The sequence below is a fragment of the Streptomyces sp. NRRL WC-3605 genome, from assembly GCF_001509795.1.
GTDB lineage: Bacteria > Actinomycetota > Actinomycetes > Streptomycetales > Streptomycetaceae > Streptomyces > Streptomyces viridochromogenes.
Map to the genome: position 1 here is coordinate 39,435 of NZ_LLZN01000039.1, position 19,859 is coordinate 59,293.

Here is a 19,859-nt window from a genome sequence, read left to right on the forward strand (position 1 = left end):
CTCACGCCGTCCGGCCAGCCGTCGCGCGGCCACCGGCCGCAGCGGTCCATGACGGCCCGAGAAGAGCCCTGTTCGAGGACGGGTCACGCCTGCCGGTCGCCCGCGACGGCTCCCGTCCGTCCGCTCCGGGTGAAGAGGGCGAGCGCGGCCAGCGGCAGCAGCAGGCAGGCGGCGAAGAGGTTCAGCCAGGCGTAGCTGGCGGTGGCGACGACGAGACCCGCGGCCGCGCCGCCGATGCCCGCCGAGGCGTTCATGACCAGGTCCGACAGACCCTGCGCGGCGGCTCGCGCGGCCTGCGGCACCGAGTCCGTGAGCAGCGCCGAGCCCGAGACGAGACCGGCGGACCAGCCGAGGCCCAGCACGAACAGGCCGGCCGCCGTCTGCCCGTGCCGGCCGCCCGCCGTGCCGGCGAGGAACACCGCGCACGCCAGCAGCCCCACGGCCAGTCCGATCCCCGACAGCCGCCCCAGACGGTCCGACAGCCGGCCCATCAGCGGGGCGAAGGCGTACATGCCCGCGATGTGCCCGCTGATGACCAACCCGATCAGTTCGATGCCGGCGCCGTGATGCTCCAAATCGACCGGGGTCATCGACATGACCGACACCATCGCGGTGTGCGCCACGGCGACGGCCACGATCGCCAGCCGGGCCCGCGGCGAGGCGGCCACGGCGGCCACGCCCGCGCGCAGGGAGCGCCCCTCGGGCGTCCGCTCCTCGGCCGGCGCGAGGGCACGCGCCGTGAGCAGCGGGTCCGGGCGCAGCAGTACGGCCACCACGACCGCGGACAGCAGAAAGATCCCCGCCGCCCACAGGAACGGGCCGGCCGCCGCGGGTATACCGAGGCCGGTGACGCTGCGACCGGCGGGGGCCGCGATGTTCGGCCCGATCACCGCGCCGATGGTGGTCGCCCACACCACCAGCGAGATCGCACGCGCGCGCTGCTCGGGCTCGGCCAGGTCGGCGGCCGCGAACCTGGCCTGGAGGTTCGCCGACGACGCCGCGCCGAACGCCGCCAGCCCGCACAGGAGCAGCGGGAAGCTTCCGGCCCGGGCCGCGACCACGCTGACCCCGGCGCCCAGGGCGCCGATCAGATAGGCCAGGACGAGTCCCGGACGGCGCCCCCGCGCGGTCATCAGCGCGGCCAGCGGCATCGACAGCACCGCCGTGCCCGCGACGGTCGCCGTGGGCGCGAGTCCCGACAGCGACTCGGTGCCGCTGACCTCCTTGGCGAGGACCGCGGCGAGCGCGATGCCGGTGGCGACGCCGAGGCCGCCCAGGATCTGCGTCGCGATCAGCACGGCCGAGGTCCGGCGCCGCAGCGCCGCGAGGTCCTGGGGCGTCACCGGCACGGACGCGCCGCGCTCCACACTCGTCATGACGCCTGCCCGGACCCTGCGTACGTCCAGCCGGACGGCGCAAGGCGACACACCGGACCGGCCGCGTACGGGCGGGTGAAAGATGTCGTCGTCACGGGCGCAGTCTCCCCCCTCCGGCGCGCCGGCCCAACCGATTACCTCCGGCCGGAGCCGCCGCACGACGCGGCCCGCGTACCGCAGCCCACGATGCGGCCCGCGTACCGCAGCCGACGCGGCCCGCGTACCGCGCAAGCGGCCCCGCACAAAGCGGCCCGCGCACAGGTCCGGTCAGAACAGCGGCTCCGGCAGGACCCCTTCCAGCGCCAGCAGCTTCCGTTTGGTCTCCCGACCGCCCCCGAAGCCTCCGATGCCGCCGCCGCTCTCCACGACGCGGTGGCACGGCACCACGACGGGGAGCGGGTTGGCGCCCATCGCCATGCCGACCGCCTGGGCCGCGCCGGGCTGCCCGACGCGTCCCGCCAGATCGCCGTACCCGACGACCGCCCCGAACGGCACCGACGAGGCCAGCTCACGCAGGACCTGCCGGTTGAAGCCCGAGATCAACGACCAGTCCAGCGGCAGATCGAAGTCCTTGCGCGTCCCCGCGAAGTACTCCTCCGTCTGACGTATCGGCTCGGCGAGCAGGGTGGACCCGGGGTCCTCCACCGGATCGGCGCCCAGCCGCGCGGCCAGCCGCTCCAGCGTCTTCTCGCGTATCTCCGGCGTGGCGTGGAACACGACGCTGACCAGGCCGTCCCGTGTGGCGGCCAGCATCAGCGGACCGATGGCGGTGCCGACGACGGCCCACACCACCCGCTGCTCGTCCTGCCCGTGGCTGTCCATGTGCTTCACCGTACGGGCCGCCACTGACAACGCGCCCTTGAGGGCCGCTCAGCCGGCCGGGAGCGCGTCCCGCACCACGTCCGGGCTGTTGGTGATGATGCCGTCGACCCCGTACCCGGCGACCTGCCGGGCCGTGTCCGCGTCGTTCACGGTCCACGTGAACACCTCCAGCGGCGCGCCGTGCGGTCCGTCGAACTCGTGGACGGAGGAGACGTAGCCGGGGGAGACCGTGGTGTACGACGGGTTGATCTGGTCGGCGAAGCCCGCGTACCGCGACAGGTCCGCCACCGACGGCGTGCCGAGGAAGCCGGTCTTCACCGCCGGCTGCAGCTCGTGGACGGCGCGGACGCTGTCGGCGCCGAAGCTCTGCACGATCAGCCGGCCGGCCAGGTGCGAGGCGTCGAGCCAGCCCTCGGCGTCCAGCGTCTTCAGGATCTGCTGCTCGATGCCCGGGTACAGCTCGGGGTTCTTGATCTCCAGCAGCAGCTTCTGCCGGTGCGACTCCACCCGGTCCACGAACTGCCTCAGGGTCGGCACGCGCGCGCCGGCGAACTCCGGTCCGAACCAGCCGCCCGCGTCCAGCCGGGCGATCTCCGCCGCCGTGAAGTCCTTCACCTTCCACGGGGAGCGGCCGGGGAAGACCTCCTCGACGTCCGTCGTGCGTCTCAGGTTGTCGTCGTGGATCACGACGAGCTCGCCGTCCTTGGTGCGCTGCACGTCGTTCTCGACCCACTCGATGCCGAGGACGGCGGCCTTGTCGACGGCGGCCAGCGTGTTCTCGGGCGCATACGAGGAGGCTCCTCGGTGGGCGATGACCGTCGGCCGCTCGGCCCGGACGCCCGCGCCGGCGGCGGGAGCGGGGAACAGCAGAGCGGCCGTTCCCAGCAGTGCGGCCGTCGTGGCGGCAACAGCGCGCGCGTGCATACGTACTCCTCGTGTCGAAGATCACGGTCAGCTCAACTCTGACAGCACAGGGTCAACGACGAAGGAGTGCGGGTGGGCCGTCGTCCGCCCGGAGTTGCCCCGTCCGCTCACTCGTGCCGCACATCTGGGGCAAGCCCGTGTTTCTTTGCAGGAGAATCGTTCGAGCCTTGCGGTGGGGGTTACTCTCTGCCTCAACCCTGGTCCGCTCGGGCGGTCCCGGGAGGGGGCGCACGATCGAACATTCCGGGATGTAAACAGGCGGAAGGGCAGCCTCGTATGCAGGGGACGGTCGACGGTTTCAGCTACGGGATCGTCACACCGCTGGTGGCCTACCTCATGGCCTGCCTCGGAGGCGCGCTCGGGCTGCGCTGCACCACACGATCGATGCTCGTCGCGCGCTCCCGGCGCCCCGCCTGGCTGGCCCTCGGCTCGACAGCCATCGGGTCGGGCATCTGGACCATGCACTTCATCGCCATGATGGGCTTCACGGTCGACGAGACGCCGATCCACTACGACAAGCCCATCACGTTCGCGAGCCTCGCCCTCGCCATCGTCATGGTGGGCATCGGCATCTTCATCGTCGGCAGCCGCGGCGCGCGCGGGACGGCCCTGTTCACCGGCGGCACCATCACCGGCCTGGGCATCGCGTCCATGCACTACCTCGGCATGGCGGGCATGCGCCTCGACGGCAGGCTCGAGTACAACACGCTCACCGTGGCCGCCTCCGTCGTGATAGCGATGCTCGCCGCCACCGCGGCCCTCTGGGCCGCCGGACAGGTCAGGGGAGTGCTCTGGAGTGTCGGCGCCAGCCTGATCATGGGCCTCGCCGCCTGCGGCATGCACTACATGGGCATGGCCGCCCTCAGCGTCCATCTGCACGGCACCGGGGGCGGCGCCACGGCCGGCGACTCACCCGCCTCCCTGCTCGCTCCGATGCTGGTCGGCCCGCTCGCCTTCCTGCTCCTCGCGGGAGCCGTCATGCTCTTCGGGCCCACCGGGGTCGTGGGTCAGCCCGAGGAAGCTCCCGCCGAGGAGAAGCCCGGCGTACCGGCCCATACCGCCGTCCCGCGCCGGCTCCGCCACCCGGCGCCCACCGCCCGCCGGACCGCCCACCGAGCCGCCCGGACCCCCCAGAACCACTGACCGGGCCGCGTTGTCAGTGGCGGGTCGTACGGTTGATGGCATGCGGCCCGTTTCCAGCATCGAACGCACGGTGGCGCCTTTCGAGGTCGTCAGCCCCTACCAGCCCAACGGCGACCAGCCCGCGGCCATCGCCGAGCTCGCCCGGCGCATCCAGGCCGGGGAGAAGGACGTCGTCCTGCTCGGCGCGACCGGCACCGGCAAGTCCGCGACCACCGCGTGGATGATCGAGAAGCTCCAGCGCCCCACCCTGGTGATGGCGCCGAACAAGACGCTGGCCGCCCAGCTGGCGAACGAGTTCCGCGAACTCCTGCCGAACAACGCCGTCGAGTACTTCGTCTCGTACTACGACTACTACCAGCCCGAGGCGTACGTTCCGCAGTCGGACACCTACATCGAGAAGGACTCCTCGATCAACGAGGAGGTCGAGCGGCTGCGCCACTCCGCGACGAACTCGCTGCTCACCCGCCGCGACGTCATCGTGGTCGCCTCGGTCTCCTGCATCTACGGCCTCGGCACACCGCAGGAGTACGTGGACCGCATGGTCCCGCTCAGGGTCGGCGAGGAGATCGACCGGGACGAGCTGCTGCGCCGCTTCGTCGACATCCAGTACACCCGCAACGACCTCGCGTTCACCCGCGGCACCTTCCGCGTCCGCGGCGACACCATCGAGATCTTCCCGGTCTACGAGGAGCTGGCCGTACGCATCGAGATGTTCGGCGACGAGATCGAGGCGCTGTCCACGCTGCACCCGCTCACCGGCGAGATCATCAGCGACGACCAGCAGCTGTACGTGTTCCCGGCCTCCCACTACGTCGCGGGCCCGGAGCGCATGGAGCGCGCCGTCAACGACATCGAGAAGGAGCTCGGCGAGCGCCTCGCCGAGCTGGAGAAGCAGGGCAAGCTCCTGGAGGCCCAGCGGCTGCGCATGCGGACCACGTACGACCTGGAGATGCTCCGCCAGATCGGCACCTGCTCCGGCGTCGAGAACTACTCGATGCACTTCGACGGCCGCGAGCCCGGCTCCCCGCCGAACACGCTGCTGGACTACTTCCCGGACGACTTCCTGCTCGTCATCGACGAGTCGCACGTCACCGTGCCGCAGATCGGGGCCATGTACGAGGGCGACGCCTCCCGCAAGCGCACCCTCGTCGACCACGGCTTCCGCCTGCCCTCCGCCCTGGACAACCGGCCGCTGAAGTGGGAGGAGTTCCAGGAGCGCATCGGCCAGGCCGTCTACCTGTCGGCGACCCCCGGCACCTACGAGCTGTCCCGCTCCGACGGCCACGTCGAGCAGATCATCCGCCCCACCGGCCTCGTCGACCCGCAGGTCGTCGTCAAGCCCACCGAGGGCCAGATCGACGACCTGGTGCACGAGATCCGCGTCCGCGTCGAGAAGGACGAGCGCGTCCTGGTCACGACGCTCACCAAGAAGATGGCCGAGGACCTCACGGACTACTTCCTGGAACTCGGCATCCAGGTCCGCTACCTGCACAGCGACGTCGACACGCTGCGCCGCGTCGAGCTGCTGCGCGAGCTGCGCGCCGGCGAGTTCGACGTCCTCGTCGGCATCAACCTGCTGCGTGAGGGCCTCGACCTGCCCGAGGTGTCCCTGGTGGCGATCCTCGACGCGGACAAGGAGGGCTTCCTGCGCTCCGGCACGTCCCTCATCCAGACCATCGGCCGCGCCGCGCGCAACGTCTCCGGCGAGGTCCATATGTACGCGGACAAGATCACCCCGGCGATGGAGAAGGCCATCGACGAGACCAACCGCCGTCGTGAGAAGCAGGTCGCGTACAACGAGGCGAACGGCATCGACCCGCAGCCGCTGCGCAAGAAGATCAACGACATCGTCGCGCAGATCGCCCGCGAGGACGTCGACACCGAGCAGTTGCTCGGCACCGGCTACCGCGCCAAGAAGGACGGCCGGGGCACCAAGGCGCCGGTGCCGTCGCTCGGCGGCAAGGCCGCGCAGGCCGCGAAGCCGGCCATGGGCAGGTCCAAGGCCAAGGAGACGGTCCCGACCGACCAGCCGGCGGCCGAACTCGCCCAGCAGATCGAGGATCTGACGGAGCGTATGCGCGCCGCGGCCGCGGATCTCCAGTTCGAGATCGCGGCCCGCCTGCGTGACGAGGTGTCCGAGATGAAGAAGGAGCTGCGTCAGATGAAGGAGGCCGGAATCGCCTGACCGGCCCACATCCTGAGCCCACGACCCGTCCCGCGCGTACGCGCAGTGTTGCAAGACCGACACAAAGTGGGGACCGGGGTACGTCACTGTCAGTGCCCCTGCGTAGGGTTCTCGTCATCCGCGGAGCCCGCGGGCAACAGGGGACTGTTCGAGAGGGGAATCAGCACGTGACCGTCAACATGACCAAGGGTCAGGCCATCAGTCTGCAGAAGAACGACGGGGGCAGCCTGACCGCGGTGCGCATGGGTCTCGGCTGGCAGGCGGCTCCCCGGCGCGGCCTGTTCGGTTCGCGCACGCGGGAGATCGACCTCGACGCCTCCGCGGTTCTCTTCGCGGACAAGCAGCCGGTCGACGTCGTCTTCTTCCGTCACCTGGTGAGCGACGACGGTTCGGTCCGCCACACCGGCGACAACCTCGTCGGCGGTGTCGGCCAGGGCGGCGACGACGAGGCCATCCTCGTCGACCTCGCGCGGGTACCGGTCCACATCGACCAGATCGTCTTCACCGTGAACTCCTTCACGGGCCAGACGTTCCAGGAGGTGCAGAACGCGTTCTGCCGCATCGTGGACGAGACCAACGGCCAGGAGCTGGCCCGCTACACGCTCGCGGGCGGCGGCGCCTACACGGCCCAGATCATGGCGAAGGTCCACCGCTCGGGCACGGGCTGGACGATGACCGCGCTCGGTACCCCGGCCAACGGCCGCACCTTCCAGGACCTGATGCCGGCGATCCTGCCGCACCTGTAGGCCCACGCGGCGAGCAGCACACGACACGACAAGCGACACAGGGGGACGAGGGCATGACGGCCGAGCTGGTGCGGGGGCAGAACCACCCGCTTCCCCAGTCCCGTCTGGAGATCAGGGTCTCGGCCGGCACGCCGATGGTGGCGGCTGCCACGCTCGGCGACGAGCTTGGCAAGATCCACGGGGTGGAGTGGGTGGCCCATCCCGGCACACCCACCCTGCCCGGCCTGGAGGTCTCCCGGCAGGCGGCCGCCGATCACCGTCTCGCGGTGGACCTGGACGCCATGCCCGAAGCCGTCCACCGCATCAGTGTGCTGCTCGCCCTGCCGACCGGCGCCGGGGGACCGGCGCGCTTCGGCGCCGTCCCCGCCCCCTTCGTCGCGGTCACCGGCCTGGACGGCACCGGGATCGCCAGCTACACCGTGGCCGGCCTGGACTCCGAGTCGGCCGTGATCGCGCTGGAGCTCTACCGCCGCCAGGGCGCCTGGAAGGTCCGGGCCATCGGCCAGGGTTACGCGGGCGGTCTCGCCGACCTCTTCACCGACCAGGGCCTGGCGGAGGCCCGCCAACTCGCCGGCGGCATCCACGAGGCGGTGGCCCAAGGGCTGGCGCGCTCGGTACCGGCACCCCCGCCCCGCCCGGACGGCGACCGCTCCCGGCAGCCGGCCGCTCCGGCCCTCGGCCCGGACCAGGGCGGCCCGACCTCCACCACCAGCGGGTCCGCCTCCACCGCCGGGGGGTCCGGCCCGGTGCCGGGGTCGCCGTACGGCACGCAGACGCCGGGGATACCGGGCCAGCCCGCGCCGCAGCCCCCGTACCAGGGCGGTGAGGGCGTCCAACCGACCGCACCCACCTCCGGCGGCGGCATCGACTACAGCCACCCGCGCCGGCAGACCTCCGCTCCGCCGCCACCGCCGCCCACCGCGCCCCCGGCCGAGCCCGGCAGGCCGGCGCAGCCCGTCGCCGGTGACGCCACCGGCTGGTCCATGGACGAGCGGCTCTACAACCAGGTCTGGGGGATGTTCGAGGACCTGGCCCGTACGACCGCCGCCTACCGCAGCGCGGTCGACTTCGCCGAGTCACGCATGGAGAAGGAACTCGACCAGGTCCTGTCGGACCCCCGCAGCAGGATCGGCGGTCAGGGCGACGCGGCCCGTGAGGCGGCACAGGCCCGGCACACCGAGCTGGTCAACCAGGCCCAGGCGGCTCTCGACCGGGACGTGGCCCAGCTGACCGCCGAGTCCGAGGTGGTCGAGCCCGCGCTGCCGCCCGCGTTCGCGCGCTGGGACAACCCCGCCTGGCACGGCTACCGCGTCCCGATGGAGATCCCCATGGCCCTGCGCCTGGGCGACCTCCATCTGCCCGAGTGCGCCGACCTGCGCATCCCGATGCTGATCCGGTTGCCGCTGGAGCGCGGCCTGTGGATCGACAGCGGACGCGGCGCGTCGCTCGACGGCTCCTTCACCGACGCTCACGACATGCGCCGCCTCGCGATGGAGACGGCCGTGGCGCACGCGGCCCGGCTCCTGGCGGTCTATCCGGCGGGCGAGTTCACCGTGCACGTGATCGACCCGGCGGGTTCGGGCGCCCAGGCCCTCGACCCGCTGGTGCGGACGGGCGTGCTCGCGGGCCCGCCCGCCACGGGCGCCGCCGGGATGGCGGACGTCCTGGCCCGCCTCACCCAGCGCGTGGACCTCGTGCAGATGGCGCTGCGCGGCGGGGCGCCCGAGTCCCTCCCGCCCGGCTTCGACACCTCCCAGCAACTGCTGATCGTCAACGACTTCCCGCACGGTTTCGACGACCGTGCCGTGAACCAGCTGCGCTACCTCGCCGACGAGGGCCCGGCCGTCGGCGTCCATCTGATGATGGTGGCCGACCGTGAGGACGCCTCGGCCTACGGGCCGCTCCTCGACCCGCTGTGGCGGGCGCTGCTGCGCCTGACCCCGGTACCCGACGATCACCTGGCCGACCCCTGGGTCGGGCACGCCTGGACCTACGAGCCTCCGCTCGTGCCGCCCGGCAGCCAGGTGCTCCAGCAGGTGCTCACCAAGGTCGCCGAGGCCCGGGCCAAGCATTGGTAAAGGGTTCCTGACCTGCGCACTTGGTGATTTTTTTGCTGAGCGCTTTACCTTCCCTTGGTGATTGGTTACTGTTGATCCCACGGAGGGGAGTACTCCCTGTCTGCTGCGGCGTACCCGTCAATACGGATCAGGCCAGATCCCGGGGCGTCGGCCCATCGTGGGTGGAAGAGACCTCCGGCGCGCGACGACGCTGAAATCTGCCGTTACGACTGCCGGAGGCGCAGTGGAAGTCTCAACGACCCTGTGGGTCCTGACCATCGTGGGCCTCGCCGCCCTCATCGCCGTCGACTTCTTCATCGGCCGCAAGCCGCATGACGTGTCGATCAAGGAAGCCGGAATCTGGACGGTCGTCTGGATCGCCCTGGCCGGCCTCTTCGGAGTCGGCCTGCTGCTCTTCGGCGGTGGACAGGCCGGCGGAGAGTTCTTCGCCGGCTTCATCACCGAGAAATCGCTGAGCGTCGACAACCTCTTCGTCTTCGTCCTGATCATGGCGAAGTTCGCGGTGCCGTCGCAGTACCAGCAGCGCGTCCTGCTCGTCGGCGTCCTCATAGCCCTGGTGCTGCGGGCGATCTTCATCGCCGCCGGCGCCGCGATCCTCGCCAGCTTCGCTTGGGTGTTCTACCTCTTCGGCGCCTTCCTCATCTGGACGGCCTGGAAGCTCATCCAGGAGGCCCGCGCCGACCAGGAGGACGAGGAGTTCGAGGAGAACAAGCTGCTCAAGGCCGCCGAGCGCAGGTTCGGCGTCGCCGACCGCTACCACGGCACCAAGCTGTGGATCCAGGAGAACGGCAAGCGGGTCATGACCCCGATGCTGGTCGTGATGCTCGCGATCGGCACGACCGACGTGCTCTTCGCCCTGGACTCCATCCCCGCGATCTTCGGCCTCACCCAGGACCCCTACATCGTCTTCACGGCCAACGCCTTCGCGCTGATGGGCCTCCGGCAGCTGTACTTCCTCATCGGCGGCCTGTTGCGCAAGCTGGTCCACCTGAGCTACGGCCTGTCGATCATCCTCGGCTTCATCGGCGTGAAGCTGGTGCTGCACGCCCTGCACGAGTCGGGGGTCCACGTGCCCGAGATCAGCATCCCCGTCTCGCTCGGCGTGATCTGCTCCGTCCTGATCGTCACCACGATCACCAGCCTCCGGGCCTCCCGGAAGCAGGCGGCGGCCGGCGCCGTGGAGCCGGGCGGCGAAGGCACTCCCAAGGACCGCGTCGACGTCTGACCGCCGCCCGGCGGCAGGACGCCGAAGGACCGACACCGGGAGCGGTGCCCGGCACAGCGCCGGGCGCCGCTCCCGGCGTACGGGCGACCGCCCACCGGGGCGAAAGCCCCCGACCGCGACGTACAGGAGATGACCGATCTCGCACCATGACACCGGACAGTCGAGCCCCCCGGTCCACGAGGGACCCGCGGGGCCGCCCGAGCACCACACAGACAATGCGAACCCGAACAGCCTTTGCGACGATCGCTCCATGATCGATCGGCTCAGACCGCTCGCGACCCGGTGGACGACCGTCGTGCCGGTGCTCGCGGTCGTGCTGCTGGTCCTCACCTGGGGGCGGTCCCTGCCCGGTGCGCTGGTCGCGGTGGTCACGCTGGTCCTGGCCGGCGCCGTCCTCGCCGCCGTGCACCACGCCGAGGTGGTCGCCCACCGGGTGGGTGAACCCTTCGGTTCCCTCGTCCTCGCCGTCGCTGTCACGATCATCGAGGTCGCCCTCATCGTGACCCTGATGATCGACGGCGGCGACAAGAGCTCCACCCTGGCCAGGGACACCGTCTTCGCAGCCGTGATGATCACCTGCAACGGCATCGTCGGTCTGTCTCTGCTGGTCGCGTCCCTGCGGCACCGCACGGCGGTCTTCAACGCCGAGGGCACCGGCGCCGCCCTGGCGACCGTCGCCACACTCGCCACCCTGAGCCTGGTGCTGCCCACCTTCACCACCAGCAAGCCCGGCGCCGAGTTCTCCACGGTGCAGCTGTCGTTCGCCGCGGTCTCGTCCCTGATCCTCTACGGCCTGTTCGTGACGACCCAGACCGTCCGGCACCGCGACTACTTCCTGCCCGTCAGCCGGAAAGGGGAGGTGATCACCTCCGACGCCCATGCCGACGCGCCCTCCAAGCGCGCCGCGCTGACCAGCCTCGGACTGCTCGGCATGGCCCTCGTCGGCGTCGTCGGCCTCGCCAAGGGCGTGTCGCCCACCATCGAGTCCGGTGTCGAGGCGGCCGGGCTGCACCACGCCGTCGTCGGTGTCGTCATCGCCCTGCTGGTGCTGCTCCCCGAGACGATCGCCGCCCTGCGCGCCGCGCGCCGGGACCGTGTGCAGACCAGCCTGAACCTGGCACTGGGATCGGCGATGGCCAGCATCGGCCTCACCATCCCGGCGGTGGCGCTCGCCTCCCTCTGGCTCTCCGGCCCGCTCGTCCTCGGACTAGGCCCCACCCACATGGTGCTGCTCGCCCTGACGGTGGTGGTGAGCTCGCTGACGGTGGTCCCGGGGCGGGCGACCCCGCTCCAGGGCGGCGTCCACCTGGTCCTGTTCGCGGCGTATCTGGAACTCGCGATCAACCCCTGAGCCCGCGCCGGCCGCGCGGCCCGCCACCGGCTCCCCAACCGGTGGCGGGCTCGGCCACCGGCCCCCGTCATCCGGTGGCGGGCTCCGCCGCCGTCGTCACCGCCACCACCGGGCGGGTCTCGGGGAGCAGCGCGAAGCAGCCCAGGCTGAGCAGCGCGATCCCCGTCAGATACGCCCCCACGCCCCAGGGCACCCTGCCGCCCTGCCCCGCGAGCGCGGTGGCCACGATGGGGGTGAGAGCGCCGCCCAGGACCCCGCCGAGGTTGTATCCGACCGCGGCACCCGTGCAGCGCACCCGGGGCTCGTACAGCTCCGGCAGATACGCGGCGATCACCGCGAACATGGTGATGAACGCGATCAGCGCGCCGGTGAACCCCAAGAACATCGGCAGGGGCCGGCCCGTCGCGAGCAGGGCCACCATCGGCAGCATCCACAGGGCGGCCGCCGCGCATCCGGACAGGCACAGGGGCCGGCGCCCGTACCGATCGCCGAGGAGCGCCATCACCGGGGTGAGCGCGGCCTTCACCACCACCGCGCCCATCACACACGTCAGCATGACGGTGCGGCTCGCCCCGAGCCGTTCCGTGCCGTAGGAGAGCGACCAGGTCGTCACCGCGTAGAAGATCGCGTACCCGACCGACAGCGCCCCGGCCGTCAGCAGCAGAAGCCGCCAGTGGTCCCGCAGCACCTCGACGAGCGGCACGCGCGCGTGGTCGTCGATCTCCAGGAATCGCGGGCTCTCGGCGAGCGACGACCGCAGCCACAGCCCCGCCACGGCGAGCACCCCGGCCGCCCAGAACGGCACCCGCCACCCCCACGCCGCGAACTGCTCCTCGGACAGCCCGGCCGACAGCCCCAGCACCACCCCGTTGGCCAGCAGGAAGCCGAGCGCGGGACCGACCTGGGGGAAGCTCGACCACAGCGCGCGCCGGTGGGCCGGAGCGTGCTCCACGGCCAGCAGCACCGCCCCGCCCCACTCGCCGCCGAGCCCCAGCCCCTGCAGGAAGCGCAGCACGAGCAGCAGCAGCGGCGCGGCGACACCGATCGTCCCGTACGTGGGCACACAGCCGACCGCGACCGTGGCCGCCCCGGTCAGCAGCAGCGACGCCACGAGGACCGGCCGCCGCCCCCGCCGGTCCCCGATGTGCCCGAACAGCACCGACCCCAGCGGGCGCGCCACGAACCCCACGCCGAAGGTCGCGAACGCGGCCAGCGTCCCCGCCAGAGGCGAGAACGTGGGGAAGAACAACGGCCCCAGCACGAGGGCGGCCGCGGTCCCGTAGACGAAGAAGTCGTAGAACTCGATGGCCGTCCCGGCGAGCGAAGCGCCGGCCAGCCGCAGCATGGAGGGCGCCCTTACGGTGCGTGCATCGCGCATACCGGATCAACTACCCAGCGTGATCGCCGGTTACGGGGGCGCGCGGGCGCTCCGGGGGTGATCAGTACGTGACGGTGATGCGCCGGGCGGGACCGTCGACGCGCACGGTGCCGCCGTAGGGGATCACGAGCTGCGGGTCGGTGTGCCCGAAGTCGACGTCGAAGACGATCGTCGTGTCGGGGGCGTACGCCCGCATCGCGCGCTCGACGGCCGCGCGCTGCGCGGCGGCGTACCGGGCGGCCTCCCGCGGGGAGTTGGGACGCTCGAAGGACCAGGTCTTCGCCCGGCCCATGAGCAGCGCAGAGAAGCGCTGCAGCAGCCCGCGCTCGCCCATGTTCCGCAGGGTACGGAAGACCTCCTCGCCGGTCGGCATCTCCTCGCTCGTCTCCAGCAGCAGGACCCCGCCGTCGTACTCGGTCAGGTCGTGGGCGATCTCGCGGTCGGCCATCAGCAGCCAGCCGAGGATCTCCAGACAGCCGCCCCAGGTGCGGCCCTCCACCACGCGGTCGGCGTTGACCCAGCTCCAGGGGCCGGCGGGCCGCAGTTCCGCCTCCGACTCGAAGGTCGCGGGATCGGCCCAGTCGCGGTTGACGTCGTTCCAGCGCTCGGCAGGGATGAGGGTGTACTCGCCCGAGGTGAACAGCGCGGCCCTCAGGGAGTCGGCGGTGCGCGGGTTCATGGCTCCGGGGCGGCCGAGCTCGACCATCACGCTCGTGCCGTGGTAGGCGACGATGCCGGTGTTGCGCAGGAACATCAACAGGTTCGTGTTGTCGCTCATCCCGAAGAACGGCTTCGGGTTCGACCGGATCAACTCCCGGTCCAGGTACGGCAGCACGGTGATCTGGTCGTCGCCGCCGATGGACGCGATGACCGCCTTGATGTCCGGGTCGGCGAAGGCGGCGTGGATGTCGTCCGCCCGCTCCTTCGGCGTGGACCCCATCGTGCGGGTCGCCGGATACTCGACCGGTACGAGCCCGAAGTCCTCGCGCAGCCGCTTCAGTCCCAGTTCGAAGGGCTGAGGGAAGAGGCCGGGCAGACCGGCTCCGGGCGAGATGACGGCGACACGGTCGCCCGGGGAGGGCTTCGGAGGGTACGCGATCATGGTCATGCCCAGAGGGTAGAGGGGCGGGCGCGCGGGCCGCACCGTGATAAACCGGGGTCCGAGCAGCGGTGGCTCCCGCACCGCACGACCCCGAACAGACCGGAGGAAACGTGCCCCGCACCCTCGCCGACGCCCCCGTCATGATCCTGAACGGCCCCAACCTGAACCTGCTCGGGCAGCGTCAGCCGGAGATCTACGGCTCCGAGACCCTCGCGGACGTGGAGGCCCTGTGCGCCAGGACGGCGGCCGCGCACGGCGGCACCGTCGACTTCCGGCAGTCCAACCACGAGGGCGAGCTGGTCGACTGGATCCATGAGGCACGGCTCGGCCACTGCGGGATCGTGATCAACCCGGGCGCCTACTCGCACACCTCCGTGGCGATCCTGGACGCCCTCAACGCCTGCGACGGGCTGCCCGTGCTGGAGGTCCACATCTCCAACATCCACCGCAGGGAGTCGTTCCGGCACCACTCCTACGTCTCCCTGCGGGCCGACGGCGTCATCGCGGGGTGCGGTGTGCAGGGGTACGCGTTCGGCGTGGAGCGCGTCGCGGCGCTGGTGGGGGAGGGCAGGGCGGGCACCTGACAGGGCGGCTCGCCGGGGCCGCCGGCCGAGGGCGGGGATGGAAAGACCGGCGGCCCGTTCCGCTCAGGAGCCGTCATCCTGCGCGGGGCTGACTCCAGTGGACCGCGCGCCGTCGTGCGCCGGGAGCGCACGCGTGGCTCCACCGCGTGCGCGGCGTTCACACGGGGCGCGCGCAAGGGGCGCACACCGTGGCGCGGTGAACGCCTGGGCCGTGCGTCACCAGCCGCGGGCGCGCCACTCCGGCAGATGAGGACGCTCTGCGCCCAGCGAGGTGTCGTTCCCGTGCCCCGGGTAGACCCAGGTCTCGTCGGGCAGCACGTCGAAGATCTTGGTCTCGACGTCGTGGATCAGGCTGGCGAACGCCTCCGGGTCCTTGCGGGTGTTGCCCACACCGCCCGGGAAGAGGCAGTCGCCGGTGAACACATGGGGATGCCCGTGCGGGTCGTCGTAGACGAGGGCGATCGAACCCGGCGTGTGCCCGGCCAGGTGGCGCGCGGTGAGCTCCACGCGCCCCACCCGGATGACGTCGCCGTCGTCGACGAGGACGTCGGTGGGGACCGGGATGCCGTCGGCGTCCTCGCGTCCGGCGTAGGTGCGCGCGCCGGTGGCGTCCACGACGGCGGCGAGGGCCTGCCAGTGGTCCCCGTGCTGGTGGGTGGTGACGACGGACGCGATGCCGTCGTCACCGATCGTGCCCAGCAGGGTGTCCGCCTCGTTGGCGGCGTCGATCAGCAGTTGCTCGTCCGTGGCCCGGCAGCGCAGCAGATAGGCGTTGTTGTCCATCGGACCGACCGCGATCTTGGTGATCATCAGGTCCTTGAGCTCGTGCACGTCGGCGGGGCCACCGACCGTCACCTGTCCGCTGTACGTCATGGCGGCAGCCTATAGCGGGGGCTCACGGCAAGCGGCCCCGACGCCGGAGAAGTCCGGCCGCCCCCATGGCGGCTAGAGCGGCGGAAGCTTCGGGAGGGCGCCGCCCTCGACGGTCAGCGCGGATCCCGTGCGTCGCCCGGCGAGCCAGCCCAGCAGGTCGGCCCCGGTGCCCCGGACGGTGATCCGGGCCGCTTCCTCGTCCCGTCCCGTGCGCCACACGCGTGTGCCGTCCGTCAGCCGGACCGGCTCGACGTCGGGGTGCCCGGCGAAGCGCTCCGCGAGGAAGTCGGTCTCCCGTTCCACGAACTCCGCGGGCAGGTCCTCCAGCTCGTATCCGATGCCCAGGTCGACGTGGTGCAGCTCGACCTCGACCCACCGGCGGAAGGGCAGGCGGGCCGCCGCGTCCGTCACGCCGTTGCGCAGCTCCACCGTGCGGGACCAGTCGGCGGGCACGGCCGCCGCCCGCTGGAAGCGGTCGGCGGTCTGCCGGACGTCGGCGAGCTGGACGCCCAGCGGGCGGGACGCGTCCCGCTCGATGTCGGCGTCGCGGGCGGCGCCGGAGACGTACATGGGGCGTCCCTCGAGGACGTTCACCAGGGCGTCCGCGTTGCGCGCGAGGTGGGCGAGGACGTGACCGCGGCTCCAGCCGGGAAGCCGTGACGGCTCGGTCACAGAGGCGCTGTCCACCTTGGCGGCTGCGGTGAGCAGCCGTTCGGTCGCCTCACGTACAGACTCCAGGTCACGAGCGTGATCAATCATGGGCCTGACATTAGCTCCACCACACCTTTGGGTGAAGGTGGTGAACGGGGACCGTAAATCGAATGCGCGTGCTATAGGCTCGATCCCGGCGTCGGGCATGCTGGATGCCTCGGGATTGTTCTCCCTCACGTAATCCGACCGGCGTTGTCAGTGGCTCCCCCTAGTCTGGAAATGACGGGGGCCCCGCCCCTGTCACTCTTCTCAAGAAAGGTGCGGACCGGCGTGGCCGACCGTCTCATCATCCGTGGCGCGCGCGAGCACAACCTCAAGAACGTCTCGCTCGAGCTGCCGCGCGACTCGCTCATCGTCTTCACGGGCCTGTCGGGGTCGGGCAAGTCCTCGCTGGCCTTCGACACCATCTTCGCCGAGGGGCAGCGGCGCTACGTCGAGTCGCTGTCGTCGTACGCACGGCAGTTCCTCGGCCAGATGGACAAGCCGGACGTCGACTTCATCGAAGGTCTGTCCCCGGCCGTCTCCATCGACCAGAAGTCGACCTCGCGCAACCCGCGCTCCACGGTCGGCACCATCACCGAGGTCTACGACTACCTCCGGCTGCTCTTCGCGCGCATCGGCAAGCCGCACTGTCCCGAGTGCGGCCGCCCCATCACGCGCCAGTCGCCGCAGGCCATCGTCGACAGGGTCCTGGAGCTGCCGGAAGGCAGCCGCTTCCAGGTACTGTCGCCGCTGGTGCGCGAGCGCAAAGGCGAGTTCGTCGACCTCTTCTCCGACCTCCAGACCAAGGGCTACTCACGCGCACGCGTGGACGGCGAGACGATCCAGTTGTCCAGCCCGCCCACGCTGAAGAAGCAGGAGAAGCACACCATCGAGGTGGTCGTCGACCGCCTCACGGTCAAGGACTCCGCCAAGCGCCGCCTCACCGACTCCGTCGAGACCGCCCTCGGCCTGTCCGGCGGCATGGTCGTGCTCGACTTCGTCGACCTCCCCGAGGACGACCCCGAGCGCGAGCGCATGTACTCGGAGCACCTGTACTGCCCGTACGACGACCTGTCCTTCGAGGAGCTGGAGCCCCGCTCCTTCTCCTTCAACTCGCCCTTCGGCGCCTGCCCCGAGTGCACCGGCATCGGCACGCGCATGGAGGTCGACGCCGAGCTGATCGTCCCGGACGAGGACAAGTCCCTCGACGAGGGCGCCATCCACCCCTGGTCGCACGGGCACACCAAGGACTACTTCGGGCGTCTGATCGGCGCCCTCGCGGACGCCCTCGGATTCCGGACGGACATCCCGTTCGCCGGTCTGCCGCAGCGGGCCAAGAAGGCCCTCCTGTACGGCCACAAGACCCAGATCGAGGTGCGGTACCGCAACCGCTACGGCCGTGAGCGCGTCTACACGACGCCGTTCGAAGGTGCCGTCCCCTTCGTCAAGCGCCGGCACAGCGAGGCCGAGAGCGACGCCAGCCGCGAGCGCTTCGAGGGCTATATGCGCGAGGTGCCCTGCCCCTCGTGCGAGGGCACCCGGCTGAAGCCGATCGTCCTCGCCGTCACGGTCATGGGGAAGTCCATCGCCGAGGTCTCGGCCATGTCCATCAGCGACTGCGCGGACTTCCTGGGCGAGCTGAAGCTGACCGCCCGCGACAAGAAGATCGCCGAGCGCGTGCTGAAGGAGGTCAACGAGCGGCTGCGGTTCCTGGTCGACGTCGGCCTGGACTACCTCTCGCTCAACCGCGCGGCCGGCACCCTGTCCGGCGGCGAGGCCCAGCGCATCCGGCTCGCCACCCAGATCGGCTCCGGACTCGTCGGCGTCCTGTACGTCCTCGACGAGCCGTCCATCGGTCTGCACCAGCGGGACAACCACCGGCTGATCGAGACCCTCGTCCGCCTGCGCGACATGGGCAACACGCTCATCGTCGTCGAGCACGACGAGGACACCATCAAGGTCGCCGACTGGATCGTCGACATCGGCCCGGGCGCCGGCGAGCACGGCGGCAAGGTCGTGCACAGCGGCTCCCTGAAGGAGCTGCTCGCCAACGACGAGTCGCAGACCGGTCAGTACCTGGCGGGCAAGAAGGCCATCCCGCTGCCCGACATCAGGCGCCCGCTCGACCCGTCGCGGCAGCTCACCGTCCACGGCGCCCGGGAGAACAACCTCCAGGACATCGACGTCTCCTTCCCGCTCGGCGTCTTCACCGCGGTGACGGGCGTCTCCGGCTCGGGCAAGTCGACCCTGGTCAACGACATCCTGTACACGCACCTGGCCCGCGAGCTGAACGGCGCCCGCAGCGTCCCCGGACGGCACACGCGCGTGGACGGCGACGACCTCGTCGACAAGGTCGTGCACGTCGACCAGTCGCCCATCGGCCGTACGCCGCGGTCCAACCCGGCGACGTACACCGGCGTCTTCGACCACATCCGCAAGCTGTTCGCCGAGACGACCGAGGCGAAGGTCCGCGGCTACCTGCCCGGCCGCTTCTCCTTCAACGTCAAGGGCGGCCGCTGCGAGAACTGCGCGGGCGACGGCACCATCAAGATCGAGATGAACTTCCTCCCGGACGTCTACGTCCCGTGCGAGGTCTGCCACGGCGCCCGGTACAACCGGGAGACCCTGGAGGTCCACTACAAGGGCAAGTCCATCGCCGAGGTCCTGAACATGCCGATCGAGGAGGCCATGGACTTCTTCGAGGCCGTCCCGGCGATCAACCGGCACCTCAAGACGCTGAACGACGTCGGTCTCGGCTACGTCCGGCTCGGCCAGGCGGCGACCACGCTGTCAGGCGGTGAGGCGCAGCGTGTGAAGCTCGCCAGCGAGCTCCAGAAGCGCTCCACCGGCCGTACGGTCTACGTCCTCGACGAGCCGACCACCGGTCTGCACTTCGAGGACATCAGCAAGTTGCTGAAGGTCCTCTCCGGCCTGGTCGACAAGGGCAACACGGTCATCGTCATCGAGCACAACCTCGACGTGATCAAGACCGCCGACTGGCTCGTCGACATGGGTCCCGAGGGAGGTGCCGGAGGCGGCCTCGTCGTCGCCGAGGGCACGCCCGAGGAGGTCGCCGCGGTTCCTGCCAGCCACACCGGCAAGTTCCTGCGCGAGATCCTCGACGCCGACCGGATCAGCGACGCCGCCTCGGTGAAGGCCCCGCGCAAGACGGCCAGGAAGACCGTCGCGGCCGGCTCGGCGACGCGCAGGACCGCGACCGCCAGGACGGCCGACAAGGCCACCGGCGCCGCGGCCGCGAAGAAGACGGCGGCGAAGAAGACGGCCACGAAGAAGACCGCGGCGAAGAAGACGACGCGGGCTCCCAAGGCCTGAGCGACGGGTCCGGTCCTTCCTAGGGCCGGACCGGATGATTCCGGAA

The 19,859-nt window shown here is 71.0% G+C and carries 15 protein-coding genes; 8 read left to right on the forward strand and 7 right to left on the reverse strand.

Annotated elements, in window-relative coordinates:
* Nucleotides 1–83: 83 nt before the first annotated feature.
* The 3 genes from ADL34_RS07540 to ADL34_RS07550 form a co-directional block, all read right to left on the reverse strand.
* Nucleotides 84–1,376: an MFS transporter gene (locus ADL34_RS07540; RefSeq protein ID WP_062674698.1), complete on the reverse strand. Its 1,293-nt coding sequence runs from the start codon at nt 1,374–1,376 to the stop codon at nt 84–86.
* Between the two features lie 267 nt (nt 1,377–1,643).
* Complete coding sequence (locus tag ADL34_RS07545) at nt 1,644–2,198, reverse strand: methylated-DNA--[protein]-cysteine S-methyltransferase (protein WP_062674696.1); 555 nt, start codon at nt 2,196–2,198, stop codon at nt 1,644–1,646.
* Nucleotides 2,199–2,246: 48 nt separating this feature from the next.
* Nucleotides 2,247–3,122, reverse strand: coding sequence for a glycerophosphodiester phosphodiesterase (locus ADL34_RS07550; protein WP_062674693.1), 876 nt, complete (start codon nt 3,120–3,122; stop codon nt 2,247–2,249).
* A gap of 276 nt (nt 3,123–3,398) precedes the next feature.
* Between ADL34_RS07550 and ADL34_RS07555 the strand changes: the two genes are divergently transcribed.
* The 6 genes from ADL34_RS07555 (at nt 3,399) to ADL34_RS07580 (ending at nt 11,850) form a co-directional block, all read left to right on the forward strand.
* The gene (locus ADL34_RS07555) at nt 3,399–4,265 is read left to right on the forward strand and encodes an MHYT domain-containing protein (RefSeq protein ID WP_062674691.1); all 867 of its coding nucleotides are present in this window, start codon (nt 3,399–3,401) and stop codon (nt 4,263–4,265) included.
* A gap of 40 nt (nt 4,266–4,305) precedes the next feature.
* Nucleotides 4,306–6,450 (forward strand): excinuclease ABC subunit UvrB, encoded by a 2,145-nt coding sequence (gene uvrB, locus ADL34_RS07560; protein ID WP_062674689.1) that lies wholly within the window; start codon nt 4,306–4,308, stop codon nt 6,448–6,450.
* Nucleotides 6,451–6,617: 167 nt separating this feature from the next.
* A complete protein-coding gene (locus ADL34_RS07565; RefSeq protein ID WP_062674687.1) occupies nt 6,618–7,196 on the forward strand; it encodes a TerD family protein in 579 nt (192 codons plus the stop codon).
* A gap of 53 nt (nt 7,197–7,249) precedes the next feature.
* Complete coding sequence (locus ADL34_RS07570; RefSeq protein WP_062674685.1) at nt 7,250–9,274, forward strand: TerD family protein; 2,025 nt, start codon at nt 7,250–7,252, stop codon at nt 9,272–9,274.
* Nucleotides 9,275–9,497: 223 nt separating this feature from the next.
* Nucleotides 9,498–10,499 (forward strand): TerC family protein, encoded by a 1,002-nt coding sequence (locus tag ADL34_RS07575; protein ID WP_062674683.1) that lies wholly within the window; start codon nt 9,498–9,500, stop codon nt 10,497–10,499.
* 250 nt (nt 10,500–10,749) lie between these two features.
* Nucleotides 10,750–11,850: a calcium:proton antiporter gene (locus ADL34_RS07580; RefSeq protein WP_062674681.1), complete on the forward strand. Its 1,101-nt coding sequence runs from the start codon at nt 10,750–10,752 to the stop codon at nt 11,848–11,850.
* A 67-nt stretch (nt 11,851–11,917) separates the two neighbouring features.
* Here ADL34_RS07580 and ADL34_RS07585 read toward each other — a convergent pair whose 3' ends face one another.
* A complete protein-coding gene (locus tag ADL34_RS07585) occupies nt 11,918–13,195 on the reverse strand; it encodes an MFS transporter (RefSeq protein ID WP_062674679.1) in 1,278 nt (425 codons plus the stop codon).
* A gap of 94 nt (nt 13,196–13,289) precedes the next feature.
* Nucleotides 13,290–14,336, reverse strand: coding sequence for a S66 family peptidase (locus ADL34_RS07590; RefSeq protein WP_062674677.1), 1,047 nt, complete (start codon nt 14,334–14,336; stop codon nt 13,290–13,292).
* A gap of 104 nt (nt 14,337–14,440) precedes the next feature.
* On the opposite strand from ADL34_RS07590, the gene aroQ reads away from it, so the two are divergent.
* Entirely contained in the window at nt 14,441–14,914 is a 474-nt protein-coding gene (aroQ, locus tag ADL34_RS07595) for a type II 3-dehydroquinate dehydratase (protein ID WP_062674674.1), read from the forward strand.
* 216 nt (nt 14,915–15,130) lie between these two features.
* On the opposite strand, the gene ADL34_RS07600 is transcribed toward aroQ, so the two are convergent.
* A complete protein-coding gene (locus ADL34_RS07600) occupies nt 15,131–15,787 on the reverse strand; it encodes an MBL fold metallo-hydrolase (RefSeq protein WP_062674672.1) in 657 nt (218 codons plus the stop codon).
* A gap of 72 nt (nt 15,788–15,859) precedes the next feature.
* Nucleotides 15,860–16,546 carry a maleylpyruvate isomerase family mycothiol-dependent enzyme gene (locus ADL34_RS07605; protein ID WP_062674670.1) on the reverse strand — a complete coding sequence of 229 codons (687 nt, stop codon included), beginning with the start codon at nt 16,544–16,546 and terminating at the stop codon, nt 15,860–15,862.
* A 222-nt stretch (nt 16,547–16,768) separates the two neighbouring features.
* On the opposite strand from ADL34_RS07605, the gene uvrA reads away from it, so the two are divergent.
* Entirely contained in the window at nt 16,769–19,813 is a 3,045-nt protein-coding gene (uvrA, locus tag ADL34_RS07610) for an excinuclease ABC subunit UvrA (RefSeq protein ID WP_062674792.1), read from the forward strand.
* The last annotated feature ends 46 nt before the right edge of the window (nt 19,814–19,859 follow it).